At 74.2% G+C, this 24,032-nt stretch carries 21 protein-coding genes; 6 read left to right on the top strand and 15 right to left on the bottom strand.

The genetic code is table 11. The features are described from left to right. Positions 1-50: 50 nt before the first annotated feature. Together AS188_RS06810 and purU are read left to right on the top strand one after the other, a co-directional pair. Positions 51-1,172 (top strand): VIT1/CCC1 transporter family protein, encoded by a 1,122-nt coding sequence (locus AS188_RS06810; protein ID WP_058858222.1) that lies wholly within the window; start codon positions 51-53, stop codon positions 1,170-1,172. A gap of 651 nt (positions 1,173-1,823) precedes the next feature. Then, the gene (gene purU, locus AS188_RS06805; protein WP_058858221.1) at positions 1,824-2,696 is read left to right on the top strand and encodes a formyltetrahydrofolate deformylase; all 873 of its coding nucleotides are present in this window, start codon (positions 1,824-1,826) and stop codon (positions 2,694-2,696) included. Between the two features lie 25 nt (positions 2,697-2,721). On the opposite strand, the gene AS188_RS06800 is transcribed toward purU, so the two are convergent. From AS188_RS06800 to AS188_RS06785, 4 genes are all read right to left on the bottom strand, one after another. Beyond that, positions 2,722-3,774: a LacI family DNA-binding transcriptional regulator gene (locus tag AS188_RS06800; RefSeq protein ID WP_211268319.1), complete on the bottom strand. Its 1,053-nt coding sequence runs from the start codon at positions 3,772-3,774 to the stop codon at positions 2,722-2,724. Beyond that, the gene (locus AS188_RS06795; protein ID WP_058858220.1) at positions 3,771-4,583 is read right to left on the bottom strand and encodes a TIM barrel protein; all 813 of its coding nucleotides are present in this window, start codon (positions 4,581-4,583) and stop codon (positions 3,771-3,773) included. The genes AS188_RS06800 and AS188_RS06795 overlap by 4 nt, the downstream gene beginning before the upstream one ends. Beyond that, entirely contained in the window at positions 4,580-5,632 is a 1,053-nt protein-coding gene (locus AS188_RS06790) for a Gfo/Idh/MocA family oxidoreductase (protein ID WP_058858219.1), read from the bottom strand. The genes AS188_RS06795 and AS188_RS06790 overlap by 4 nt, the downstream gene beginning before the upstream one ends. Before the next feature lie 87 nt (positions 5,633-5,719). Continuing rightward, complete coding sequence (locus AS188_RS06785) at positions 5,720-6,784, bottom strand: Gfo/Idh/MocA family oxidoreductase (protein WP_058858218.1); 1,065 nt, start codon at positions 6,782-6,784, stop codon at positions 5,720-5,722. A gap of 141 nt (positions 6,785-6,925) precedes the next feature. Between AS188_RS06785 and AS188_RS06780 the strand changes: the two genes are divergently transcribed. Beyond that, positions 6,926-7,948 (top strand): LacI family DNA-binding transcriptional regulator, encoded by a 1,023-nt coding sequence (locus tag AS188_RS06780; RefSeq protein ID WP_058858217.1) that lies wholly within the window; start codon positions 6,926-6,928, stop codon positions 7,946-7,948. Positions 7,949-8,048: 100 nt separating this feature from the next. Here AS188_RS06780 and AS188_RS06775 read toward each other — a convergent pair whose 3' ends face one another. Genes AS188_RS06775 through AS188_RS06765 form a run of 3 tightly spaced genes read right to left on the bottom strand, consistent with a single transcriptional unit; the run spans position 8,049 to position 11,118 of the window. Then, entirely contained in the window at positions 8,049-8,951 is a 903-nt protein-coding gene (locus AS188_RS06775) for an ATP-binding cassette domain-containing protein (RefSeq protein WP_058859779.1), read from the bottom strand. Positions 8,952-8,956: 5 nt separating this feature from the next. Further along, the gene (locus tag AS188_RS06770; RefSeq protein WP_083529298.1) at positions 8,957-10,057 is read right to left on the bottom strand and encodes an ABC transporter permease; all 1,101 of its coding nucleotides are present in this window, start codon (positions 10,055-10,057) and stop codon (positions 8,957-8,959) included. Between the two features lie 53 nt (positions 10,058-10,110). Next, on the bottom strand, positions 10,111-11,118 hold the full coding sequence (locus AS188_RS06765; RefSeq protein ID WP_058858216.1) for a substrate-binding domain-containing protein: 1,008 nt from the start codon (positions 11,116-11,118) through the stop codon (positions 10,111-10,113). A gap of 193 nt (positions 11,119-11,311) precedes the next feature. Between AS188_RS06765 and AS188_RS06760 the strand changes: the two genes are divergently transcribed. Beyond that, positions 11,312-12,052 carry a GntR family transcriptional regulator gene (locus AS188_RS06760; protein ID WP_058858215.1) on the top strand — a complete coding sequence of 247 codons (741 nt, stop codon included), beginning with the start codon at positions 11,312-11,314 and terminating at the stop codon, positions 12,050-12,052. A gap of 59 nt (positions 12,053-12,111) precedes the next feature. Continuing rightward, on the top strand, positions 12,112-13,029 hold the full coding sequence (gene iolB, locus AS188_RS06755; protein ID WP_058858214.1) for a 5-deoxy-glucuronate isomerase: 918 nt from the start codon (positions 12,112-12,114) through the stop codon (positions 13,027-13,029). A 67-nt stretch (positions 13,030-13,096) separates the two neighbouring features. Here iolB and AS188_RS06750 read toward each other — a convergent pair whose 3' ends face one another. Continuing rightward, positions 13,097-14,104 (bottom strand): sugar phosphate isomerase/epimerase family protein, encoded by a 1,008-nt coding sequence (locus AS188_RS06750; RefSeq protein WP_058858213.1) that lies wholly within the window; start codon positions 14,102-14,104, stop codon positions 13,097-13,099. After that, the gene (locus tag AS188_RS06745) at positions 14,101-15,279 is read right to left on the bottom strand and encodes a Gfo/Idh/MocA family protein (protein ID WP_058858212.1); all 1,179 of its coding nucleotides are present in this window, start codon (positions 15,277-15,279) and stop codon (positions 14,101-14,103) included. The genes AS188_RS06750 and AS188_RS06745 overlap by 4 nt, the downstream gene beginning before the upstream one ends. A gap of 97 nt (positions 15,280-15,376) precedes the next feature. On the opposite strand from AS188_RS06745, the gene AS188_RS06740 reads away from it, so the two are divergent. Further along, on the top strand, positions 15,377-16,438 hold the full coding sequence (locus AS188_RS06740) for a LacI family DNA-binding transcriptional regulator (RefSeq protein ID WP_335339146.1): 1,062 nt from the start codon (positions 15,377-15,379) through the stop codon (positions 16,436-16,438). Positions 16,439-16,523: 85 nt separating this feature from the next. Here the strand turns inward: AS188_RS06740 and AS188_RS06735 are convergent, their stop codons facing one another. The 6 genes from AS188_RS06735 to AS188_RS06710 form a co-directional block, all read right to left on the bottom strand. Next, on the bottom strand, positions 16,524-17,537 hold the full coding sequence (locus AS188_RS06735; RefSeq protein ID WP_058858210.1) for a Gfo/Idh/MocA family protein: 1,014 nt from the start codon (positions 17,535-17,537) through the stop codon (positions 16,524-16,526). A 174-nt stretch (positions 17,538-17,711) separates the two neighbouring features. Continuing rightward, on the bottom strand, positions 17,712-19,232 hold the full coding sequence (locus tag AS188_RS06730; RefSeq protein WP_058858209.1) for a CoA-acylating methylmalonate-semialdehyde dehydrogenase: 1,521 nt from the start codon (positions 19,230-19,232) through the stop codon (positions 17,712-17,714). Positions 19,233-19,243: 11 nt separating this feature from the next. Next, positions 19,244-21,193, bottom strand: a complete 1,950-nt coding sequence (gene iolD / locus AS188_RS06725; protein WP_058858208.1) for a 3D-(3,5/4)-trihydroxycyclohexane-1,2-dione acylhydrolase (decyclizing) — start codon at positions 21,191-21,193, stop codon at positions 19,244-19,246. Next, the gene (locus tag AS188_RS06720) at positions 21,190-22,128 is read right to left on the bottom strand and encodes a Cgl0159 family (beta/alpha)8-fold protein (protein ID WP_058858207.1); all 939 of its coding nucleotides are present in this window, start codon (positions 22,126-22,128) and stop codon (positions 21,190-21,192) included. The genes iolD and AS188_RS06720 overlap by 4 nt, the downstream gene beginning before the upstream one ends. Next, entirely contained in the window at positions 22,125-23,111 is a 987-nt protein-coding gene (gene iolC, locus AS188_RS06715) for a 5-dehydro-2-deoxygluconokinase (RefSeq protein ID WP_058858206.1), read from the bottom strand. Before iolC ends, AS188_RS06720 begins: the two co-directional genes overlap by 4 nt. Beyond that, the gene (locus tag AS188_RS06710) at positions 23,108-24,025 is read right to left on the bottom strand and encodes a sugar phosphate isomerase/epimerase family protein (protein WP_058858205.1); all 918 of its coding nucleotides are present in this window, start codon (positions 24,023-24,025) and stop codon (positions 23,108-23,110) included. The genes iolC and AS188_RS06710 overlap by 4 nt, the downstream gene beginning before the upstream one ends. Between the last annotated feature and the right edge of the window lie 7 nt (positions 24,026-24,032).

Here is a 24,032-nt window from a genome sequence, read left to right as displayed (position 1 = left end):
CCTCGGCGGCAGGCCCCGCACGCCCGCCCGCCGGGAGCGAGGAAGGCCCCATGAGCACCGCCCACTCCCCCGGCGCCGCCCGCCCGGAGCCGCACCCGTCCCAGGTGCGCCGCTGGCGGCGCTACCTCGCCGAGGAGCGCACGGAGGCGGAGATCTACCGCCGCCTCGCCGAGCGCAGCTCCGGGCGCGAGCAGGACATCCTGCGCCAGGTCGCCGAGGGCGAGCAGCGCCACGCCGAGCACTGGGTCCGCCTGCTGGGCCCCCAGGCCGACCGGCCCGCCCGGCCCTCCCTGTACTCCCGGCTGCTGCTGCTCCTGGCCGGGCACCTCGGGACGGTCTTCGTGCTGGCCATGCTCCAGCGCGCCGAGGGCCGCTCCCCGTACCACGACGAGGAGGACGCCTCCGACGCCATGGCCGCCGACGAGGCCGTCCACGAGGAGATCGTGCGCGCCCTGGCGACCGAGGGCCGGCACAAGCTCTCCGGCAACTTCCGCGCCGCCGTCTTCGGCGCCAACGACGGGCTGGTCTCCAACCTGGCCCTCGTGATGGGCGTGGGCGCGACCGGCACCTCGGCGGCCATGGTCCTGTTCACCGGCCTGGCCGGGCTGCTGGCGGGAGCCCTGTCGATGGGCGCCGGCGAGTTCGTCTCGGTGCGCTCGCAGCGCGAGCTGCTCGACGCCTCCCAGCCGACCCAGGTCACCCTGCACGCCGCCCCGAACCTCGACCTGGACGCCAACGAGCTCGTGCAGATCTACCGGGCCCGCGGGATGAGCGAGGAGGCCGCCGAGCACCGCGCCGCCGAGCGGCTGGGCTTCCACGACTGCGACTGCGACCCCTCGCTGTCCTTCCGCGACCCCGCTGCCGAGCAGGAGCCCGGCCCGGAGCACGTGGCCCTGGGCACCGACCTGGGCGCGGCGGCCTCGAGCTTCGCATTCTTCGCCTCGGGCGCCCTCGTGCCGATCCTGCCCTACCTCGTCGGACTGAGCGGGGCGGCGGCCGTGGTCGTCTCCCTCGTCCTCGTGGGCGTGGCGCTGCTCGTGACCGGCGGCCTGGTGGGCCTGCTCTCCGGCGCCTCCCCGTGGAAGCGGGGTCTGCGCCAGCTCGGCATCGGCTTCGGCGCCGCCCTGGCGACCTACGCCCTGGGGCTGCTGTTCAACACGGGCGTCGCCTGAGAACGCCGGGCGGACACCGCACCGGCCCCGTCCCCACTTGTGGGGACGGGGCCGTTCCCTCCGGGCCGGCGCGGGTGGCCGTCACCGGTTCGCAGCCCCGGAAAACGGCGCCCCAGGCGGCGGGGCCGCCTCCGCAGCACCCCCGAACGGGGGGCATCGCAGCCCGACCGGGACGGGTGCCCCGATCTTCTGCCCGCCCGCGGGTGCGAATGCACCGGGGCGTCGGATAAACTCGGCCTCGTGGTGGAAACCACAGCAACGGGGGAAATTGCGCGGGCAGGACCGATTCGGAGGCACTGGGGGGTGCACCGTCTGCGGCGCCCGCGCTCTGAAAGCCGCTCAGCCCACGGCTCTCCTTCGTTGAGGCGTGCAACGCCTGCCGATGGCCGCGGGTCCTCCACCGGAGGCGCACCTCTCCCCGCGCCGGGCGCGATTCCGCCGCCCGTTCCCGCGGCCATCGGTCTTCACCACCCCCGCTCCCGGGCCCGCCGCCCCTGCCGCGCTCCCCGGCGTCCCCGCAGGCGCACCGCCCCGCACGGCTCCCGCCCCGGCACGGCCCTCCGCGGCAGCCGCTAGGATCGGAGGGCCGCACGGGCCGCCGACCGGCCCCCGCGCGGACCCGCCCGCAGCCCACCGCCGAGGAGCCCGCCCATGCCCGAGAACGACCCAGGGACCGTCGAGCACGTCCTGACCGTCCACTGCCCCGAGGCCCACGGTCTGGTCAGCGCGATCACGACGAACCTGACCCAGCAGGGCTGCGACATCTTCGACGTCAAGCACTTCTCCGACCGGTTCACGGACGAGTTCTTCATCCGCTGCCACACCGTCAGCGAGGCGGGCACCGCCGACACCGCCTCCCTCACCGCGGGCTTCGCCCCGGTCGCCGAGCGGCACGGGATGCGCTTCCGGCTCGAGCCGGTCCAGCGGCGCACCCGGGTGCTGATCATGGTCTCCCGCTTCTCCCACTGCCTCACCGACCTGCTGCACCGCACCCGCATCGGCGAGCTGCCGATCGAGATCGTCGCGGTGGTCTCCAACCACCTGGACCACCGGTCCCTCGTCGAGTGGCACGAGGTGCCCTTCCACCACGTGCCCGTGACGGCCGCGACCAAGCCGGCGGCCGAGGCGCGGCTGCTCGAGCTCGTCGACCGCTACGACGCCGAGCTCGTGGTGCTGGCCCGGTACATGCAGATCCTCTCGGACGAGCTCACCCGCGAGCTCTCCGGCCGGTGCATCAACATCCACCACTCGTTCCTGCCCAGCTTCAAGGGCGCCCGGCCCTACCACCAGGCCTACGCCCGGGGGGTGAAGATGGTCGGGGCCACGGCCCACTACGTCACCGCCGACCTCGACGAGGGCCCGATCATCGCCCAGCGCGTGATCCCGGTCGACCACGCCCACACCCCGGAGGACCTCGTGGCCGTGGGCCGCGACGCCGAGATGCAGGCGCTCTCCAGCGCCGTGAAGTGGCACGCCGAGGGCCGCGTGGTGCTCTCCGGCAACCGCACGATCGTCCTGGTCTGAGCCCGTCCCGCCGGGCGGGGTGGGCTCAGCGCGCGTCGGGACGGTCGGGGTCCCGGGTCCGGGGCGGGCCCGTGCTGTCGCGCACCACGAGCCGGGTGCCCAGCTCCACGTGAGCGGCCGGCGCCGCGTCCCGGGGGGCGACGGCCAGCTCCACGGCCGTGCGGGCCAGCAGGGCCGGGTCCTGGGCGAGGGTCGTGAGGTCGAGGTAGGGCAGGCGCGCCTGCGCGGAGTCGTCGAAGCCCACCACCGACAGGTCCCGCGGCACGGCGAGCCCGGTCGCCAGGGCCTGTCCCACGACCCCCGCGGCGCAGCGGTCGTTGAAGGCCACGACGGCGGTGGGGGCGGGGTCCCGGGCGAGCAGGCGGTCCAGGGCCGCGGCGCCGCCCGCTTCCGAGGCATCGGCCGGCTCCACGATGGCCTCCGCGCCGAGTCCCGCGGCCGCGACCGCCTCCGCCCAGCCGGCCCGGCGCCGGTCGCCGCCGGCGGCGCGGCCCGCCTCGAGATAGGCGATCCGCCGGTGGCCGAGCCCGGCGAGGTGCTCCACCGCGAGCACCGCGCCCCGGTGGTCGTCGGTGGCCACGCTGGCCACCGCCGGGGACTCCAGGCGCCGGGTCACCGAGACCACGGGCAGCTCCTGGGCGATGTGCTCCAGCCGCTGCTCGGGCAGCGCCCCGCCGAGCAGGACGAGAGCCTCACAGCGGTCGCGCAGCAGCCCCTCCACCGCGTCCGCCTCGTCCCGGTGGGCGGTCACGGCCGCGAGCACGACGTCGCGCCCCAGGGCCCGGGCCGCGACGTGCAGGCCGTCCACCAGCTCACCGTGGAAGGGCTGGCCGGCCTCGAAGGCCACGCCCAGCAGCCGGGAGGCGCCCTGGCGCAGCAGCCGGGCCCGCTCGTCCCGGCGGTAGCCGAGCTCGGCGGCGACCTTCAGCACGTGCTCCCGGGTCTGCTCACCGGCGCCGGGCGCGCCCCGGAACACGATGGAGACCAGGGCCTGGGAGACCCCCGCCGCGTGGGCGACGTCCCGCATGGTCACCCGGCGGCTGGTGGCCCGGGCCGGGTCCCGCGGCGACGGGCTCACGGCGCGGCGCCCGGGGCGCCGACCGGGACCGCCGGGGTGAAGGCCTCCCGGAAGCGCTCGAGCGCGGTCGCCGGGTCCCCCGCGGCCCAGCCCTCGAGGGCGACGACGCCGGAGTACCCGGCCCCGGCGAGCGCGGCCGCGACGCGCGGGTAGTGGATCTCGCCCGTGCCGGGCTCGCAGCGTCCCGGGACGTCGGCGACCTGGATCTCCCCCACGTGGGGCAGGGCCGCCAGGCACAGCTCCACGAGGTTCCCCTCCCCGATCTGGGCGTGGTAGAGGTCCAGGTTCAGGCGCAGGTGGGGGCTGTCCACGGCGGCCACGAGGGCGAGGGTCTCCTCGGCGCGGGCGAACGGGACGCCGGGGTGGTCCACGGCCCGGTTGAGGTTCTCGAGGGTGAAGACCCGCCCGTGCCGCTCCCCGAGGGCGGCGAGGCGCTCGAGCGTGCGGGCGGCGGCGAGCAGGTCGGCGGCGGTCACGACCTCGTGCGGGACCACCGGCAGCCCGCGGGCGTCGAGGCCCGTGCCGTGGACGTTGAGCCGCGGGCAGCCGAGCACCTCGGCGGCGGCCAGGGACCGCTCGGCCGTGCGCAGCAGCTCGTCGGCGGCGCCGGGGTCCACGAGGCCGCCGCGGACGTAGCCGGTCATCGAGCCGAAGCGGGCGCCGGTGGCCGCCAGCGCCGGGAGGTCCTTGGTGGTCCAGTCCCAGATCTCGACCTCGAGGCCCGCCGCGTCGAGGCGGCGGACCCGCTCGGTCAGCGGCAGGTCCGTGAAGAGCATCTCCGCGCTGGCGGCGAGCACGAACGGGCTCACCGGCCGGCCCCCGAGGCCGGCAGGCGCACGGGGGCGCCGGTGCGGCAGGACTCGATGCAGGCCAGGGCGATCCGCAGCGCCTCGCGGGCGGCGTCCACCCCCGGGGCCTCCGCGGGGTCCTCGGGCCCCGTCCCGGCGGGGCGGCCGAGGGCCGCGAGCGCGAACGAGCGCAGCTCGGCGGCGTAGGCCCGGCCCATCGACTGGGTGTCGCACCGGAGCGTGTCGGCGCTGAGCCCCTCCGGTCCGTAGAGGCGCAGGCTCGAGGCGGCGAGCTCGCCCACGGTGGCCATCCCGCCGGAGCCGAAGACCTCGGCGCGGGTGTCGTAGCCGTAGGCGGCGGAGAAGCTGGCCTCGGCGGTGGCGATCGCGCCGTTGTCGTAGCGCACGGTCACCACGGCGGTGTCGAGCAGGCCGGCGTCCTTGTGCTCGGGGGCCACGAGCGCGTCGGCGACCGCGTGGACCTCCACCGCACGGGCGCCCGGGTTCAGGAAGTTCAGGGCGTCGAAGTCGTGGATGAGGGTCTCGCGGAAGATCGTCCACGGCGCCACCGCGGCCGGGTCGGCCAGACCGGGGTCGCGGGTCGTGGAGCGCAGCAGCTGCGGGATCCCGAGCCGGCCCTCGTCGACGGCGCGACGGGCCTGCGGGAAGCCGTCGGCGAAGCGGCGGTTGAAGCCGACGCGGAAGACCGTGCCGTGCTCCTCGACGGCGCGGGCCACGCGCTCGATCTCCTCGAGGTCCATCCCGGCGGGCTTCTCGCAGAAGACCGCCTTGCCGGCGGCCGCGGCCTGCTCGACGAGCCCGGCGTGGAAGCGGGCCGGGGCGGTGATCACCACGGCGTCCAGGGCCGGGTCCGCGAGGACGCCGCCGAGGTCGGTGGCGGCCCGCTCGACCCCCAGTGCCGTGGCGAGCCGGGCGGCGGCACCCTCCACGGGGTCGGCGACCACGGCGAGCAGGGTCTCGGGGACGGCGCGGGCGAGCAGCTCGGCGTGGTTCGAGCCGATGCGCCCGGCGCCGATCAGGCCGACGGTGAGCTCGCGGTGCTGGGGCACGGGGACCTCTTCCCGGGGAGGGCCGCACGGCCGGAACGGCTCGTGCGGTGGAGCACGAGCCACGCTAGTACGTACCAGCTCCGGCGTCTAGTACGTACTAGACGCCGTCGTTCCGTGCGCCCCGGCGCCTGCCGGGGCCACGCGCACCGGTGCGCCGGTGCGCAGGGACTCCTGGGCGGCGTCGGCCACGCGCGCGGCGGCCACGGCGTCCTCCGGCGGACAGGGGTTGACCCGCTCCCCCAGGACGAGCTCGACGAAGGCGAGCATCTCGGCGCGGTAGGCGTCCTCGAAGCGCTCGGCGAAGGTGCGGTGCGACGGCCCCGCGGGGAAGGCGGTGCCGGGCTCGGCCGAGCGCAGGGCGGCGCGGTCGTCGAGGCCGACGACGACGGTGCCCTCGGAGCCCTGCAGCTCCAGGCGCACGTCGTGGCCCGCCCCGTTGTAGCGGCTCGCGGAGACCGTGCCGACCGTGCCGTCGTCGAGGGTCACCACGGCCAGGGCCGTGTCGACGTCGCCCACCGCCCCGATCGCGGGGTCGCCGTTGTTGGAGCCGAGCGCGTAGACCTCGACGATCTCCCGGCCGGTGAGCCAGCGCACGACGTCGAAGTCGTGGACGGAGCAGTCGCGGAAGAGCCCGCCGGAGCTCGCGAGGAACTCCACGGGCGGCGGGGTCATGTCGCAGGTGACCGCGCGCAGCGACGAGAGCCTGCCCAGCTCGCCCGAGCGGAGGGCCTCGCGGGCGCGCAGGTAGCCGGCGTCGAAGCGGCGCTGGTGGCCGATCTGCACGGTCCCGCCGGCCCGCCGGACGTGCTCGAGCACGGGCAGGGAGCTCGCGACGTCCAGGGCGACGGGCTTCTCGCAGAAGACGGGCACCCCGGCGTCGACCCCGGCCCGGATGAGCTCGGGGTGGGTGGCGGTGCCCGTGGCAACGACGAGGCCGTCGACCCCCGCCGCCAGCAGCTCGGCCGCGGAGGGCAGGAACTCGGCGCCCGTGGCCGCCGCGACCGTCCGGGCGTGCTCGGCGGCCACGTCGGTGAGCCGCAGCCGCAGCTCGACGCCGCGCTCGCGCAGGGGGGCGCGCAGGGCGGCGAGGTGCTCCGCGTGCAACACGCCGATGCGCCCGACGCCGGCCAGTCCGAGGGTGATCTGCTGCATGGTGCTCCTTCGCGGTGGGGGCCGGGGCCCGGGCGGGAACAGTATTGGAACGTTCCCATGTCGGGGTCTAGGCTAGGGACGGACGCGGAGCGCGTCAACGCGCGCCGGCCCCGGAGCCGGCCGGGGACCGGAAGGAGCACCATGACCACGCCGCCGCGCCGCCGCGCCGCGACCATCGTCGACGTCGCCCGGCGGGCCGGCGTCTCCAAGTCGGCGGCCTCGCTGGCCCTGCGCGGCACCGGCTACGTGAGCGAGCCGAAGCGCGAGGCCGTGCGCCGGGCGGCCGAGGAGCTGGGCTACCGGCCCAACGCGGCCGCCCGTGCGCTCGTCGAGTCGCGCAGCCGCATCGTGGGTGTGGTGCTCAACGACCTGCGCAACCCCTGGTTCACCGGCGCGGTCGAGGGACTCGGCACCCGGCTGGACGCCGCGGGCCTGCAGGTGCTCATGGGCGACTTCCGGCTCGACTCGCGCAGCGGCGGCTCGCTGGTCCCCAAGCTGCTGGAGCTCAACGTCGAGGGCCTCGTGCTCGTGGGCACCCTGCCGCAGAGCCCCGTGCTGGCCCGGGCGGCGGCGCAGGTGCCCACCGTCGCCCTCGGGGCCCCGGCGGGCCCGGCACCGGAGGTGACGGTCGTGACCAACGACGACGTCGCCGGGGCGGGGCTCGTGGTCGGCCACCTCGTGGCGCTGGGCCACCGCCGGATCGCCCACGTGGACGGCGGGGACACGGCGGTGGGGGCGGCGCGCAGGCGCGGCTACGAGGACGCCATGCGCGCGGCCGGCCTCGCGCGCGAGGTCCGCGTCGTCCCGGCGGACCTCACCGAGGAGGCCGGCCACCGCGCCGCCCGGGCACTGCTGGCCGGGCCGGAGCGCCCCACGGCGGTCTTCGCCGTCAACGACGTCGTCGCCCTCGGGGTGCTCTCCGCCGCCGAGGAGCTGGGCCTGGCGGTCCCCGGGGACCTCTCGGTGGCGGGCTACGACAACACCCCCTTGGCGCAGCTGCGCCGGATCGGGCTCACCTCCGTGGACACGGCCGGCCGCGCGGCCGGGGTCCGGGCCGGCGAGCTGCTCCTCGGCCGGCTCGCACCGGGGGCCCCGCGGCCCCCGGACGAGCTGCTGCCCCCCGTGCTCCAGGTCCGGCACAGCACCGCCCCTCCCCCGCACTGAGCCGCCGGGGCGCCCGCTCCGCGCCGCGCCCGGGCGTGGGCCGGCCCCCGCACCCGGGCGCGGTCCACGGGGGCGGGGGCCGGGGTCCCGGAGCGGGCGCTCAGCCCTGGCGGCGGGGCCGGGCGAGGGACTCGGCCATGTCGGCCCGGACCTGCTGCATCTGGGTGGTGTGCCCGCCGAGCTGGGCGAGCTCGTGGGTGAGCTCCTCGAGCTCGGCCCCGCCGGCCATCTGGGCGGTGAGGTCGCCCAGGGCGATCCCGGACTTCTCGTAGTAGCCGATCGACCGCCCGCGCTTGAGCAGCAGGAACCGGTCGCCCACCGGGTAGGCGTGGTGCGGGTTGTGGGTGATGAACACGACCCCCAGCCCCCGCTCCTTGGCCTGGAGGATGTAGCGCAGCACGACCCCGGACTGCTTCACGCCCAGGGCCGCGGTGGGCTCGTCGAGGATGAGCACCTTCGCCCCGAAGTGGACCGCGCGGGCGATGGCCACGCACTGGCGCTCGCCGCCGGAGAGGGTGCCGATGGGCTGGTCGACGTCGCGCAGGTCGATGCCCATGTCGGCCAGCTCCTGCTTGGTGATCGCCTTCATCCGGGCGGTGTCCAGCCGCCGGAAGGGTCCGAACCCGGTGGTGAGCTCGGAGCCGAGGAAGAAGTTGCGCCACACCGGCATCAGGGGCACCACGGCCAGGTCCTGGTAGACGGTGGCGATCCCGGCGTCGAGGGCCTGGCGCGGGGAGCCGAAGGTGGTCTCCTCCCCGTTGACGTACAGGGTGCCGTCGGTGTGCTGGTGCAGCCCGGCGATGATCTTGATCAGGGTGGACTTGCCGGCGCCGTTGTCGCCGAGCACGCAGGTGACCTTGCCGGCGTCCACGGCCATGGTCACCTCGCGCAGGGCGATGACGTTGCCGTAGCGCTTGCCCACGTTCTCGAGGGAGACCAGGTGGGCCGGACCGCGCTCGGCCGTGGTGCCGCCGGCGGGTGCGGTGGTGGGGTGGGTCGACACGGTGGTCACTTCCTCTCGACGCGCTTGCGCACGTACATGTTCACGATCGTGGCGAGCAGCAGCATCAGGCCCAGGAAGAACTTGAACCAGTCCGGGTTCCACTCGGCGTAGACGATGCCGCGGGAGGCGATGCCGAAGATCAGGGCGCCGATCGCCCCGCCGATCGCGGAGCCGAAGCCGCCGGTGAGCAGGCACCCGCCGATCACCGCGCCGATGATGTAGAGGAACTCGTTGCCCACGCCCTCCCCGGACTGCACGGAGTCGAAGGCGAAGAGGTTGTGCATGCCCACGAGCCAGGCGCACAGGCCCACGCCCATGAACAGCCCGATCTTGGTGCGCGCCACGGGCACGCCCACCGCACGGGCGGCGTCGGGGTCCCCGCCCACGGCGAAGATCCAGTTGCCGATCCGGGTCTTCAGCAGGACGAACGAGGCGATCGCCACGAGGGCGATCCAGTAGAACACCGTGATCCGGATGCTCACCCCGCCCACCTCGACCGAGGAGGCGAAGACCGCCTTGGCGGCGGCGAAGCCGTCCATGCCGCTGATCGACGGGGAGGAGACGGAGCCGCCGATCAGGCGGGTCAGGGCGAGGTTGAGGCCGGTGAGCATCAGGAAGGTCGCCAGGGTGACGATGAACGAGGGCAGCTTCGTGCGCATCAGCAGCACGCCGTTGACCAGCCCGATCGCCAGGGAGGTCAGCAGGGCCACGGCGACCCCGACCCAGACGTTGAGCCCGAAGTACCAGCTGAACAGCGAGGCCGTCAGGGCCGAGGAGATCACGGCCACGCCGGTGGAGAGGTCGAACTCCCCGCCGATCATCAGCAGCGACACCCCGACCACCATGATCCCGATGGTCGAGGCCCCGTAGAGCACGGTGGAGATCGACTGCGCCTGGGTGATCGACGGGGCGGCGATCGCGAAGAACAGCCCGACGACGACGGCGCCGACGAGCGCGCCGATCTCGGGCCGGGCCAGCAGCGCCCCGAGCAGGCCGCGGGTCTGGACCCGCTCGTCGGCCGGGGCGGCGGCTGTGGGCGTGGGAGCGGCGCCGGGCGCCGGCTCGCGGTCCGGCGCCGGGGCGGCCGGGGTGCGGGTGGAGGACATGGGATTCTTCTCCTGGTCGAGAGCCTGGGTGCGGTCCTGGGAAAGGGCCCCGCTCAGCGGATGCCCTCCTCCGCGTACTGGAGGACCTGCTCGGCGTTGTCCCGGTCGACGATCGCCGGGCCGGTCAGGGTCGGCTGCCCGCCGCCGATCCGGAAGGCGCCGCGGTGGTCCTGCCACAGGGCGTCGACGGAGAGGTAGCCCTGCAGCCACGGCTGCTGGTCGACGGTGAACAGCACGTCGCCGTCCACGATCGCCTGGGCCAGGTCGCCGTTGAGGTCGAAGGAGGCGACCGTCACGTCGCTGCCGGCGTCCGCCTTGGCGTCGAGCAGCGTCATGGTGATGGGGGCGCCGAGGCCGATGATCGCGTCGGCCTCCTGGGCGGACTGCAGCTTGGCGGTGGCCGTCGAGGCGACCTGGGTCATGTCGGTGCCCTGCACGTAGAGGATCTCCGTCTCAGGCAGCGCCTCCTTCACGCCCGCGCACCGGGCCTCGAGGCCCACGTGGCCCTGGTCCTGGATCACGCAGACGGGGTGCTGCACGCCCTCCTCCGCGAGCCGCTCGCCCGCGGTGCGCCCGGCCAGCTGCTCGTCGGAGCCGAAGTGCGCGAACGCCCCGACCTCGGCGAACTCCTGCTCGCCCGCGTTGAGCGAGACGACCGGGATGCCGGCGTCCTCGGCCCGCTGCAGGACGTCGCGCAGGGCGTCGGGCTTGGCCAGGGTCACTGCGATCCCGTCGACGTCCTGGTCGATGTACTGCTGGACGAGCTGCGCCTGGCGCCCGCCCTCGGGATCGGAGGCGTAGAGGAACTCGACGTTGTCCTTGGCCGCGGCCTCCTCGGCCCCGGCACGGATGGTGTCCCAGAAGGTGTCCCCGGGAGGGGCGTGCGTGACCATGGCGACCTTCATCCGCTCGGTCGAGGCGACCTCCCCGCCGCCCTCGCCGCCGCCCTGCGCCTCCGTGCGGCCACCCTCGCTCGAGCAGGCCGTCAGGGCCAGGGCCGGGACGAGCAGGGCCGCCGCGGCGAGCCGCCGCCGGGCGCGGGTGGTGCGTCGCTGGTTCATGGGGATTCTCCTCTCGTGGCGGGGCCCCGCGCCGCTGTGCGCTCCTCGGCCGTACCGCCTGCGGATCATGGTGGGTGACACAGCTCACAGTTGTCAATAGAATGTATGGACATAACGACAAGATCGTTCCGCGCGGTACGCTGGACCCAGCGCCGCCCGCCGGCACGACGCCCGAACCCCGCTGGAGGACCCCGTGGCCGCACCGCTCCGACTCGCCGTCGACAAGAACTCCCCCGTGCCCCTGTACCACCAGGTGGCACAGGCCCTGGAGGACGCCATCCGCACCGGCGAGCTGCCGCCGGGGACGAAGCTGGACAACGAGATCGACCTGGCCAACCGGCTCAACCTCTCCCGCCCCACGATGCGCAAGGCCATGGACCAGCTGGTGCGGGCCGGGCTGCTGGTGCGCAAGCGCGGCGTAGGCACCCAGGTGGTCGGCAGCCAGGTCCGCCGCTCGCTGGAGCTGTCCAGCCTCCACGACGACCTGCGCAGCAGCGGGGGCTCGCCCACCACGGCCGTCCTGGGCCTCGCCCGGGTGCCGGCCGACGAGGAGACCGCGCAGCTGCTCGGGCTGAGCCCCGGCGACGAGGTCTACCACCTGCGCCGGGTGCGCAGCACGGACGGGGAGCCGCTGGCCCTGATGGAGAACTGGGTGCCGTGCTCCCGGTGCGAGCTCGACCGCGAGCGCCTGGAGCAGGACGGGCTGTACGCGCTGATGCGCGCACAGGGCGTGACCTTCCAGCTGGCCCACCAGCGGGTCGGGGCCGTCGCCGCCGACGAGGAGCAGGCCGCGCTGCTGGGCGTGGAGCCCGGCGCGGCGCTGGTGTCCATGACCCGCACCGCGCTCGACGACGTCGGCCGGCCCGTGGAGACGGGCCACCACGTCTACCGCGGGGACAAGTACAGCTTCGAGCTGACCCTGGTCCAGCACTGAGGCCGGGCCCGGCCGGGCCCACCGGAAACGCACGAGCACCCGAGACGCAGGAGGATCCCATGACCGACACGTCCGCACGCCCCGAGTGGGTCTACCCGAAGGGCTCCGCCGCCCACGGCGGCTGGTTCGTCTCCCTGGGCGGGCACGACTCCCCCACCGAGGTGCCCGGGTGGGCGCACACCGGGCTGCGGGTGGCCGACCTGGGCCCGGGCGAGGGCCTGGCCCTGGACGCCGTGGCGGAGGAGCGCATCGTCGTGCCGCTGTCGGGGTCCTTCCGCGCGGACGCGGGCGGGACCACCTACGCCCTGCAGGGCCGGGCCTCGGTCTTCGCCGGGCCCACGGACGTGCTCTACACCGGGGTGCGCACCGATCTGACGGTGATCGCCGAGGAGGGCGGTCGCGTGGCCGTGGCCTCGGCCCCCGCGAAGGCGGAGCACCCCGCCCGGCACCTGCGGCGCGAGGAGATCCCCGTGGAGCTGCGCGGGGCCGGCAACTGTTCGCGGCAGGTGCACAACTTCGGCACGCCCGCGGCCCTGGAGGCGGACCGGTTCATCGTGTGCGAGGTGCTCACCCCCGCGGGGAACTGGTCGTCCTACCCGCCGCACAAGCACGACGAGGAGAAGGAGGGCGAGACCGCCCTCGAGGAGATCTACTACTTCGAGACCCGCGTGGCCGAGGACGTCCCGGGCCCGGGCCCGGAGGGGGCGGACCCCATGGGCTACCAGCGGGTCTACGCCTCGGACGAGCGGCCGATCGACGTCAGCGCGGAGGTGCGCTCGGGCGACGTCGTCCTCGTGCCCTACGGCTGGCACGGCCCCGCGATGGCGGCCCCGGGCTACGACCTGTACTACCTCAACGTCATGGCCGGTCCGGGCCGGGTGCGGGAGTGGCTGATCAGCGACGACCCGCACCACGGCTGGGTCCGCCGGTCCTGGGACGCGGCGGAGATCGACCCGCGGCTGCCCTTCGGCCGCTGAGCGCACGTCCCGGAACCGGCTGCGGCCCCGCCCACGTGGGCGGGGCCGCAGCCGGTTCCGGGGACGTTCAGCCGCGGGCCTCGAGGGCCGCGGCGGCGTCCTTGAGCACGCTAGCGGCGATCTCGAGGCCCTCGATCCGGCCGAGGGAGGTGTCCTCGTGCTCGATGTTCACCGCCATGTCGGGGTCGACCTCCTGCAGGGCGGCGAGGAACTCCGTCCAGTACGCGGTGTCGTGGCCGCGGCCCAGGGCCACGAAGTCCCACGCGGAGTTCTTCGGCCACTCGTTGGCCCACTCGTCGCCGCCCAGGTTGGTGCGCTCCTCCTCGGGCGGGAGGCGGCGGAAGCTGTTGTCCAGCACCCCGTAGAGCGCGGCGTTCTCCCGGTTGATCCGCACGTCCTTGGCGGCGGCGTGGAGGACCAGCGGGCCGAGCTCACGGACGACGGCGACCGGGTCCATCTGCTGCCAGAACAGGTGGGACGCGTCGAGCTCCACCCCCACATGGGTGGCCCCGGTGAGCTCGATGAGCTTGCGGACGTCGGCGGTGTTGAACACGACGTTCTGCGGGTGCAGCTCCAGGGCCACCTTGACGCCGTGGTCGGCGGCCAGCCGGTCGGTCTCCCGCCAGAAGTCGGCGACGATCCCCCACTGGTGGTCCAGCACGTCGAGGGCCGCGGAGTTCCAGGCGTTGACGATCCAGTTGGGCACGGTGGCCCCGGCCTCCCCGCCGGGCAGCCCGGACATGGTCACCACCCGGTCCTGGCCCAGGCGGGCGGCCAGCCGGATGGAGCGGCGGACGTCCTCGGCGTGCTTCTCGCTGATGGCCCGCTTCGGGTGCAGCGGGTTGCCGTTGCAGTTCAGGCCGGCGATCGAGACCCCGGTGCCCTCGAAGAGGCCCAGGTAGTCGTCGCGGGCCGCGTCACTGTCCAGGATCTGATCCATGTTCGGGACGTGGACGGCCGGCAGGAACCCGCCGGTGTTGATCTCGATGCCGGCCAGGCCGAGGTCCGCGACGACCTCCAGGGCCTCGGGCAGGGGCCGGTCGTGCAGGATCGCGCTGTAGACGCCGAGCTTCACAGGAGGACCTTCTTTCCGTGGTTGGTGGCCGACTCCACGGCGGCCTCGAGGATTTCCATGTTGTGCACGCCCTCGGCGAAGGACGCGTTGCGCGGCAGCGAGACGTCCTCGCCCAGGCCGGCGACCTCTTCCAGGAATGCGCGGGCCTGGTAGCCGAAGGCGTCGTTCTGGCCGAAGCCCACCCCCGGGGCGTCCATTGCCAGCCCGCCGCCGAGATAGGGGTGCTGAGGGCCGAGGGTGACGGTGCGGTAGCCGTTGACGGCGTCCGGCCCCTCGTGCAGGTACAGCTCGATCTCGGCGGGACGCAGCTGGTCGAACCGGGCCGCGCCCTTCTCGCAGAACACCTCGAACGTCAGCGTGTTGGGGTGCCCGGCCGCCACCCGGGAGACCTCCAGACTGCCCGCGCCCTGGGCGAACTCGGCGGAGAAGGCGGCGTAGTCGTCGTTCTCCACCGGCTCGCAGGTGTCGCTGACCTCCACCAGGTGGTGGCCGGTGACCGCACCCACGGGCAGGGGGCGTTCGGCAATGGTGGTGGCCAGCCGGCCCCCGGACACCGAGGCGATGTCCCCGCAGAGGAACTCTGCGACGTAGGACAGGTGGCTGCCCACGTCGGCCAGGGCCCCCGAACCGGGACCGCCCTTGTAGCGCCAGCTCATCGGGGCCTTCGGGCTGCACCCGTAGTCGGTCCAGTACCGGCCGCTGAAGTGCAGGACCTTCCCCAGGGTGCCGTCCTGGATCAGGTCCCGGATTGCGGCGATGCCGGGGGTGCGGCGGAACGTGAAGCCGATGCGAGCGAGGGACTCGGCCCGGGCGGCCGCGGTGGCCATGGCCCGGGCGTCGTCAAGGGTGTCGCTCAGCGGCTTCTCGCACAGCACGTGCTTGCCGGCCTCGAGCAGGCCCTCGACCACCTGGCGGTGGAAGCGGTTGGCGATCACCACGCTGACCACGTCGACCTCCGGGTCCTCCGCGATCGCCTCCCAGGAGCCGACGGCCTTCGCGTAGCCGTAGCGCCGGGCCACGTGCCCACCCAGGGTCTCGTTGACGTCGCCGACGGCGACGTAGCGCAGCGGCGGCAGGACGGGATCGTAGAGCGTGGGGGCCACGCGGTAGGCGGCCGCGTGGGCCTGCCCGGCCATGCCGGCGCCGATGACGGCGATGCCGATGCTGTCAGTCATGGTTTCTCCTGGGGAGACGGGGACGGAGGCCGCCACGGGATCGGGCGCCTGTGCGGCAGCTCACTTTGGAGCGCTCCAAACAACGGTAGGATCGACCGTGGAACCTCGTCAAGAGGTTTGTCAGGACAATTTCGACGAGGAGGACCGGATGAGCTGTCGCCCGGGGCGGGCCCCCACCATCTACGACGTCGCCCGCGCCGCCGGCGTCTCGAAGTCGCTGGTCTCCCTGGTCCTGCGGGGGTCCCCGAACGTCTCGGACGCGCGGCGCACCGCGGTGCTCGAGGCCATGGCGCGGCTGGACTACCGCCCCAGCCAGGCGGCCGCGACCCTGGCCGGGGCCACCGCCCGCACGGTCGGCGTGCTCATCGACGACTACCGCAACCAGTGGTTCGTCGAGCTGCTGCGCGGGCTGCAGCAGGGACTGGCCCCGCACGGGCTGCGGATCGCGGTCGCCGACCACACCCTCAACGCCCACGTCGGGGCGAGCCCGCTGGAGGGCTTCCTGTCGATGCGCGCCGACGGCCTGGTGCTCGCGACCGAGCCGAGCGCGGCCATGCGCGTGCCGGAGGACCTGCCGGTCGTCGTGGCCGGCCACCGCGACCGGGAGGTGCCGGGCGCGGACGTCGTGGCCAACGACGACCGGCACGGGGCCCGCCTGGCCACCGGGCACCTGCTGGAGCTCGGGCACCGGGAGATCGGCCACCTGACCGGCGGCGGCGGCGCCGCACGGCTGCGGGCGGAGGGCTTCGCGGCCGCCGCCGCGGAGGCGGAGGTGGCCGCACGGACGGCGGCCGGCGCGGGCACGACCACGGAGGAGGACGGATGGGTCGCCGCGGGCCGGCTGCTCGACGCGCACCCGGGACTGACCGCCCTGTTCGCGGCCAACGACACCATGGCGATGGGCGCGCTGGCCGCGGCCCGCGAGCGCGGCCGGCGCGTGCCCGCGGACCTGTCGGTGATCGGCTACGACGACTCCCCGGTCGCCGCGACCCACCTGCTGGAGCTGACCACGGTCGACAGCCGCAACGCCGCGATCGGGGCGGCGGCCGCGCAGCGCCTGCTGGCCCGCATCGGCGGGGAGCCGCCCGCCGGGCGGAGCCTGCTGCTCGAGCCCCGGCTGGTGCTGCGGCGCACCACGGCCCCGCCCCCGGCCCGCTGAGGGCCGGGGGCGGGGAGGCGCCGGCCCACCGAGGGCGGGGACGAGGAGGGGCCGGGGGTGCGGGGCCCCGCACCCCCGGACGCGCTCAGGCGTAGAGGGAGGGCTTGGCCTCGAGGTGGACGGGCACCGTCTCCCCGGAGGACTGGGCCCGCACACCGGCCTCGCAGCACGCCGCGGTGGCGTAGCCGTCCCACGCGGAGGGCCCGCCGATCTCGCCGCGGGCGGTCGCCTCCACCCACGCCTGGATCTCGCGGTCGTAGGCCTCGGCGAAGCGCTCCTCGAAGCCGGGGGTGACCGATCCGCCCCAGCGGCCCTCGGTGCGCACGTAGGGCTCCTGGTCGCCGCCGATGCCGACCACACCGGTCTCGAAGGAGGCCTGGGTGGAGACCTGGTAGCCGAAGCGGGCGTTGACGTAGGCCTCGACCTGGGCGAGGACGCCGGACTCGGTCTCCATGAGCACCAGCTGCGGGTCGCGCTGGCCCTCGGGGGCGTTGCGGGTCGAGCGCCCGATCCGGACCTGGACGCTGACGATCTCCTCGCCGGTGAAGAAGCGCACGGCGTCGAACTCGTGCACCACCGAGTCGTTGATGATCATCTCGTTGGTGAACCCCGGCGGGGTCGTGGGGTTGCGGTGCTGGTGGTGCAGGGTGAGCAGCTCGCCGTAGGTCCTCTCCTCGATCATCCGGCGCAGGGCGAGGTAGCCGGTGTCGAAGCGGCGCATGAAGCCGACCTGGACGAGCTGGCGCCCGGCGGCGACCTCGGCCTGCACGACGCGCCACGAGGACTCGGCGTCGGGGGTCAGGGGCTTCTCGCACAGCACCGGCAGCCCCTTCCCGAGGGCCGGCAGCAGCACCTGCTCGTGCAGGAAGCCGGGGGTCGCGAGCAGCGCGGCGTCGATGTCGTCCCGGTCCAGGACCTCCTGGAAGTCGGTGTGGGCGACCGCGCCGGGGATGTGGGCCACGGCGGCCTCCGCGCGGGGGCGGTCGATGTCGACGACGGCGGCCACCTCGGCGCCGGCGATGCGCCGGTGGAGGCGCTCGATGTGGTCGGCGCCCATGCGGCCGGCGCCGACGACGGCGATGCGCAGCGGTGCGTTCATGGGAGGTGCTCCTTCCGTCCCGCCGGTGCGGCGGGGAGGGGTGGTCGATCGGTCGTGGTGCCCGTCACAGGCGCTGCGCCCCAGCCTAGCGTTTCTTGTCCTCATGTAAAGACAATTGCGGGACGAGGACGTCCCCGCCGCACGGCGACGGGGACGTCCTGGGCTCCGCGGGTCTCAGTCGGAGGACGAGGGGAAGGCGAACGAGGCGCCGGAGGCGTGGTGGGGCTCGGGCCAGCGCTCGGTCACGGCCTTGCCGCGGGTGTAGAAGCGCACCCCGTCCGGGCCGTAGATGTGGTGGTCGCCGAACAGCGAGTCCTTCCAGCCGCCGAAGGAGTGCCAGGCGACGGGCACGGGGATCGGGACGTTGACCCCGATCATGCCCACGGTGACCTGCCGCTTGAACTGGCGGGCGTAGGCCCCCGAGGAGGTGAAGATCGCCGTGCCGTTGCCGTAGGGGTTGGCGTTGATGACCTCGACGGCCTCCTCGAGGCTGTCGACCCGCAGCACCGCGAGCACGGGGCCGAAGATCTCCTCCTCGTAGGCCGTCATGTCCTGGCGCACCCGGTCGATCACGGTCGGGCCCACGAAGAAGCCGTTCTCGTGGTCCTCGACGATCAGGTCGCGGCCGTCGACGACCACGGCCGCGCCGTCCTCCTCCGCGGCGGTGACGATCCGGCGGATCCGCTCCTTGGAGGCCGGGGTGATCACCGGGCCCATCTCCGAGGAGGCCTCCATGCCGTTGCCGACGCGGATGCCCCGGGCGCGCTCGGCGAGCTTGTCCACGAGCAGGTCGGCCGCCTCGCCCACGGCCACGGCCACGGAGATCGCCATGCAGCGCTCGCCGGCGGAGCCGAAGGCCGCGGCGTTGATGTTGTCGGCGGCGATGTCCATGTCGGCGTCGGGCAGGACCACGGCGTGGTTCTTCGCCCCGCCCAGGGCCTGGACGCGCTTGCCGTGCTTCGTGGCGGTCTCGTGGACGTACTTGGCGATCGGGGTGGAGCCCACGAAGGAAATGCCGTCGACCTCGGGGTGGGTGAGCAGCCCGTCGACCGTCTCCTTGTCCCCGTGCAGCACCTGGAAGACGCCGTCGGGCAGTCCGGCCCGCTGCCACAGCTCGGCGAGCAGCAGCGACGGGGAGGGGTCGCGCTCGGAGGGCTTGAGGATGAACGCGTTGCCGGTGGCGATCGCGACCGGGGCCATCCACAGCGGCACCATCACGGGGAAGTTGAACGGGGTGATCCCGGCGACCACGCCCAGGGGCTGGCGGAAGGAGTAGACGTCGATGCCGGTGGAGAACTGGTCGGAGAACTCGCCCTTGAGCTGCTCGGCGATCCCGCAGGCGAACTCGACGACCTCCAGGCCGCGGCCCACCTCGCCCTTGGCGTCGGAGAGGACCTTGCCGTGCTCGGCGGTGATCAGGGCGGCCAGCTCGTCCGTGTGGGCGGCCACCAGCTCGCGGAACCGGAACAGCACCGCCGTGCGCCGGGCCAGGGACATCTCGCCCCACGTCCCGGCCGCCGCTCGGGCGGCCGAGACGGCGCGCTCGAGGTCCTCGCGGTCGGCCAGGTGCAGCACACCGGTGGCCTCCCCGGTCGCGGGGTTGTACACCTCCTGGGTGCGCTGCCCGGAGCCGGCGGTGCGGGCCCCGGCGATGAAGTGCTCGATCTGCTGGGTCGTCTCGATCTGCTGGGTCATGGGATCCTCCTTCAGTTCCCGAGCAGCGGGCGCTGCCGGGACTTGTGCTGCTGGTAGAGCGCGTAGGCCTCGTTCGTGGAGTCCAGCTCGGCGGTGGCCGTGACGGGCACGTCCCACCAGGACTCGGAGCTGGGGGCGTCGATCAGCGGGTCGGACTCGACGTGCACGAGCACCGGCCCGGAGCCTTCGGGGGCGGCCTTGGCCTGCGCGACGGCCTCGGCGAGCCGGTCGATCACGCCCTCCCCGGGCTCGACGCGCAGGACGCGCACCCCCAGGGACTCGGCGTTGGTGGCCAGGTCGATCGGCAGCGTCGAGCCGTCGTCGAAGCTGTGCCGGTCCTCGTCGAGGTAGCGGTACTTCGTGCCGAAGCGCTGGGAGCCCAGCTGCTCGGACAGCGCGCCGATCGAGGCGTAGCCGTGGTTCTGGATGAGCACGACCACGAGCTTGAGGCCCTCGGCCACGGCCGTGACGAGCTCGGTGTGCATCATCAGGTACGACCCGTCCCCGACCATGACGACGACGTCGCGCGGGTCCTGGCCGTCGCGGGCGGCCTCGGCCAGTGCTGCGCGCTTGACGCCCAGGCCGCCGGCGATCTCGTAGCCCATGCAGGAGTAGGCGTACTCGACGTGGTAGCCGTACGGGTCCTTGACCCGCCACATCTTGTGCAGGTCCCCGGGCAGGGAGCCGGCGGCGCAGATGACGACGTCGCGCTCGGCCATGGCCCCGTTGACGGCGCCGATGATCTCGTTCTGGCTGGGCAGGGGCTCGTGCCGGTCGCCGAAGGCGTCGTCGACGATCCCGTCCCAGCGCCGCTTCTCGGTCGCGACGGTCTCGGCGAGGTCCGCGCCGACCCGGTACCCGCCGAGTGCCTTCGTCAGCTCGACGAGGGTCTTGCGGGCGTCGGCGACGACCGGCAGGGAGGTGCCGAGCTTGTGGGCGTCGAACGCGGCCACGTTGATGTTGAGGAAGCGCACCCCGGGGTGCTGGAAGGCGGTGCGGGAGGCGGTGGTGAAGTCCTCGTAGCGGGTGCCGATGCCGATCACGAGGTCCGCTTCCGCCACCACGGCGTTCGCGGCGGTGGACCCGGTGGAGCCCACCGCGCCCAGGCACCGGGGGTGGTCCCAGTCGAGCACGCCGACCCCGGCCTGGGTGTAGGCCACGGGGATGCCGGTGGTCTCGGCGAACTCCCGCAGCGCCTCGGTCGCGAAGGCGTAGTGCACCCCGCCGCCGGCGATCACGACGGGCCGCTCGGCGGCCCGGATCGCGGCGACGGCCGCGCGGACGTCCTCCTCCTCCGGGGCGGGGCGGCGGATCCGCCACTCCCGCGGGGCGAGGAACTCCTCGGGCACCTCGAGCGTCTCGGCCTGCACGTCCTGGGGCAGGGCGATGGTCACCGCACCGGTCTCGGCCGGGTCGGTGAGCACGCGCATCCCGTTGAGCAGCGCGGAGAACAGCTGCTCGGGCCGCCAGACCCGGTCGAAGAACCGGGAGACCGGGCGGAAGACGTCGTTGACCGTCAGGTCCCCGGCGTCGGGGCGCTCGAGCTGCTGGAGCACGGGGTCGGGGGCGCGGGACGCGAACTGGTCGGAGGGCAGCAGCAGCGCCGGCAGCCGGTTGGTGGTCGCCAGGGCGGCGCCGGTGACCATGTTGGTCGCGCCGGGGCCGATCGAGGTGCTCACCGCGAAGGTGGAGCGGCGCCGGGTGTGCCGGGCCCAGCCGACGGCCTGGTGGACCTGCGCCTGCTCGTTGCGGCCCTGGTAGTAGGGCATCAGCCGGGGGTCGCTCGCCTGGTACTGCTTGAGCGCCTGCCCGACGCCGGCCACGTTGCCGTGGCCGAAGATGCCGAACATCCCGGGGATCGTCCGTTCCCGGTGCTCGGTGCCGCCCACGCGGTCGACCGTCCACTGGTTGGCCAGGAACTCCACGAGCGCCTGGGAGACGGAGAGGGTGCGGGTGCTCATCGAGCGACTCCTTCCTGGGCCGGGTGGCCCTTCAGCAGCGACGCGGCGGTGGCCACGGCCCCGGCGACGTCGCCGTCCTCCGGGTAGAGCAGGGTCCGCCCGACCGTCAGGCCCTGCACGCCGGGCAGGGCGAGCGCGGCGGCCCAGGTCGCGAAGACCTCCTCGGGCTCACCGGACGGGTCGCCGCCCAGCAGCACCGTGGGCAGGGTGGTGGCGGCCATGACCCGCTCCATCTCCCCGACCACGGGCAGCTTCATCCACGTGTGGGCGGAGGACCCGCCGAGGCCCTGGGCGATGGCCACGGAGCGGATCACGGCGTCGGTGGAGAGGTCGTTGACGATCCCGCGGTCGGTGGTCCGGGAGATGAAGGGCTCGACCATGGCCACGAGGCCGAGCCGGGAGAGGGCGTCCACGGCCTGGGCGGTGGCCTCCAGGACGGAGGTCGTGTGCGGGTCCTCGAAGCAGATGCGGGTGAGCATCTTGCCGCCGTCGGCGCCGATGCGGTCCAGCGCGTCGGCGGTGTGACCGGTGAAGCGGTCGTCGATCTCGTTGACCAGCCCGGGCAGCCCGCCGCGGTTCATGGACCCGAAGACGAGCTTGCCGTCCAGGGCCCCGAGCAGCAGCAGGTCGTCCAGCACGTCCGGGGACGCGAGCACGCCGTCCACGCGGGGGTTGGCCAGCGCGACGAGCAGCCGGTCGAGCAGGTCCCGGCGGTCGGCCATCGCGCGCTCGTCCCCGCGGACGGTGAGGGCCCCGCGGGCGGGGTGGTCGGCGGCGACGATGAAGTTCTGCCGGCCGTAGACGAGCCCGGGGTGGCGGCGCCGGGAGTCGGCCGCCCGCTGCACCGCCCGGGGGTCCTCGAGCCGGATGCGGCTGAGGTGCTCGTAGCGGCGGGGGTCGGCGGTCGTGCCGACCTCGATCTCGGTGGTGCTCATCGGGTGGCTCCTTCGGGAACGGCGCGGCCGCGCTCGCGCAGCAGCTGGAAGACCTCGTCGGGGGTGGGCATCGCGTCCGAGCAGGAGATCCGGGAGGCGACGATGGCACCGGCGGCGTTGGCGTAGTCCAGGACCTGCTCGAGGGGCCAGCCCTGGTTGAGGCCGTGGCAGAACGCCCCGCCGAAGGAGTCGCCGGCGCCGAGGCCGTTGACGGTCTCGACGGGCACGGGGGCGGAGACCACGCGCTCCTCGCGGGTCTTGGCCATGACGCCCTCGGGGCCGAGCTTGACCACGGCGATGCGCACCCCGGCCTCGAGCAGCCGGTCGGCCTGCTCGTCGGGGGTGCCCTCCCCCACGGCCACGGCGCACTCCTTGTCGTTGCCGATGGCGATGCTCACGTGCCGGAGCAGCTCGTGGACCTGCTCCCGGGCCTCCTCCTCGGAGGCCCAGAACATCGGGCGGTAGTCGAGGTCGAGGACCGTGTGCTGGTCGGGGCGCAGCTGCTCGCGCGGGCGGGCGGTGTGGGCGGCCAGCTGCGCCGAGCGGGAGGGCTCCTGGCACAGGCCCGTGACGGTCGACCACAGGATCCGGGCGTCGCGCACGGTCGCGGTGTCGATCTCCTCGGGCCGGATCTGCAGGTCCGGGGCCGTGGGGAAGCGGCCGTAGAAGTACAGCGGGAAGTCCTCCGGCGGCATGATCGCGCAGAAGGTCGCCGGGGTCTGCAGCCCGGGCACGGGGGTGACGAACGTGTCGTCCACCCCGTAGCGCACGAGCTCCCGGTGCAGGTAGGTGCCGAAGGGGTCCTCGCCGGTGCGGCTGATCAGCGCCGCCGACTCGCCGTGGCGCGCCGCGGCGACGGCGACGTTGGCCGGCGAGCCGCCGAGGTACTTCCCGAAGCTGGTGACGTCCTCGAGGCCCATCCCGATCTCGTTGGGGTAGATGTCGACGCTGATGCGCCCCATGGTCACGACGTCGTGGCTCATGCCCGCACCTCCTCCTTCTGCGTGCCGCGGGACCGGACGGCGCTCCGGGCGGCCTCGGCGCGCTCCGTCATCTGCTCGAGCTGGTAGCGGGAGACCGCCACCGCGTTCTCGTTCTCGGCGAAGACCGAGGAGACCATCACCGTCTCCTCGCGGTCGAGGAAGCCGGTCTCGGCGAGACCGCCGAAGAACTCGTCCCAGTCGACGTCGCCGTCGCCGATCCGCAGGTGCTGGTGGACGCGGGCCGGGCTGCCGGGCGGGTTGGTGATGTAGCGCAGCCCGTGCGAGCGGCGGTGGTCCATGCTGTCGGCCACGTGCACCACGCGGATCCGGTCGCCGACCGTGCGCATGATCTCGAGGGGCTCGTCGGCCATGTGGAAGGTGTGGGGGGCGACGTAGGCGAAGCCCAGGTACGGGGAGTTCACGCCGCGGATCACCCGCCAGGCGGCCAGGCCCTGCTCCACGAAGTCGTCGGGGTGGGGGTCGATCGCGATGTGGACGCCCTCGCGCTCGATGATCGGCAGCAGCTCCTCCATCGAGCGGTAGAAGGCGCGCTCGGACTCCTCGGCCAGCTCGGGCCGGCCCTGGAACTCGGTGTTCATCTGCTGCACGCCGAGGTCCACGGTCATCCGGATGGCCCGCTTCCAGTAGCGCACGGCGGCCTCGCGGGCGTCCGGGTCCGGGGCGGACCAGCGCAGCACGGGCAGCACGGAGGCGATCTGCACCCCGGCGTCGCGGCAGGCCCGGCGCAGGTCGGCGACGAGGCGGTCGTCGGCCTTGGGGTGGTTGAAGAAGGGCAGGAAGTCCGGGTGGGGGGTCAGCTGCAGGTGGTCGTAGCCGAGCTCGCGGGCCAGCGCCGGGAACTCCAGCAGGGAGTGCGTGTGGTGGAAGGGCGTCGGGTCGAGGGCGATCTTCATCTCGTTC

Origin of the sequence: Kocuria flava (assembly GCF_001482365.1) — a bacterium.
Lineage (GTDB): Bacteria > Actinomycetota > Actinomycetes > Actinomycetales > Micrococcaceae > Kocuria > Kocuria flava.
This window is presented reverse-complemented; position numbering and strand designations above follow the sequence as displayed.

What these genes read in the sequence shown, in the direction of transcription:
- purU (WP_058858221.1), top strand. Translation starts at nt 1,824, where the DNA reads ATGCCCGAGAACGACCCAGGGACCGTCGAGCACGTCCTGACCGTCCAC.
- iolC (WP_058858206.1), bottom strand. Translation starts at nt 23,111, where the DNA reads ATGAGCCACGACGTCGTGACCATGGGGCGCATCAGCGTCGACATCTAC.
- iolD (WP_058858208.1), bottom strand. Translation starts at nt 21,193, where the DNA reads ATGAGCACCCGCACCCTCTCCGTCTCCCAGGCGCTCGTGGAGTTCCTG.
- AS188_RS06765 (WP_058858216.1), bottom strand. Translation starts at nt 11,118, where the DNA reads ATGAACCAGCGACGCACCACCCGCGCCCGGCGGCGGCTCGCCGCGGCG.
- AS188_RS06720 (WP_058858207.1), bottom strand. Translation starts at nt 22,128, where the DNA reads ATGAGCACCACCGAGATCGAGGTCGGCACGACCGCCGACCCCCGCCGC.
- AS188_RS06810 (WP_058858222.1), top strand. Translation starts at nt 51, where the DNA reads ATGAGCACCGCCCACTCCCCCGGCGCCGCCCGCCCGGAGCCGCACCCG.
- iolB (WP_058858214.1), top strand. Translation starts at nt 12,112, where the DNA reads ATGACCGACACGTCCGCACGCCCCGAGTGGGTCTACCCGAAGGGCTCC.
- AS188_RS06780 (WP_058858217.1), top strand. Translation starts at nt 6,926, where the DNA reads ATGACCACGCCGCCGCGCCGCCGCGCCGCGACCATCGTCGACGTCGCC.
- AS188_RS06730 (WP_058858209.1), bottom strand. Translation starts at nt 19,232, where the DNA reads ATGACCCAGCAGATCGAGACGACCCAGCAGATCGAGCACTTCATCGCC.
- AS188_RS06745 (WP_058858212.1), bottom strand. Translation starts at nt 15,279, where the DNA reads ATGACTGACAGCATCGGCATCGCCGTCATCGGCGCCGGCATGGCCGGG.
- AS188_RS06785 (WP_058858218.1), bottom strand. Translation starts at nt 6,784, where the DNA reads ATGCAGCAGATCACCCTCGGACTGGCCGGCGTCGGGCGCATCGGCGTG.
- AS188_RS06710 (WP_058858205.1), bottom strand. Translation starts at nt 24,025, where the DNA reads ATGAAGATCGCCCTCGACCCGACGCCCTTCCACCACACGCACTCCCTG.
- AS188_RS06735 (WP_058858210.1), bottom strand. Translation starts at nt 17,537, where the DNA reads ATGAACGCACCGCTGCGCATCGCCGTCGTCGGCGCCGGCCGCATGGGC.
- AS188_RS06770 (WP_083529298.1), bottom strand. Translation starts at nt 10,057, where the DNA reads ATGTCCTCCACCCGCACCCCGGCCGCCCCGGCGCCGGACCGCGAGCCG.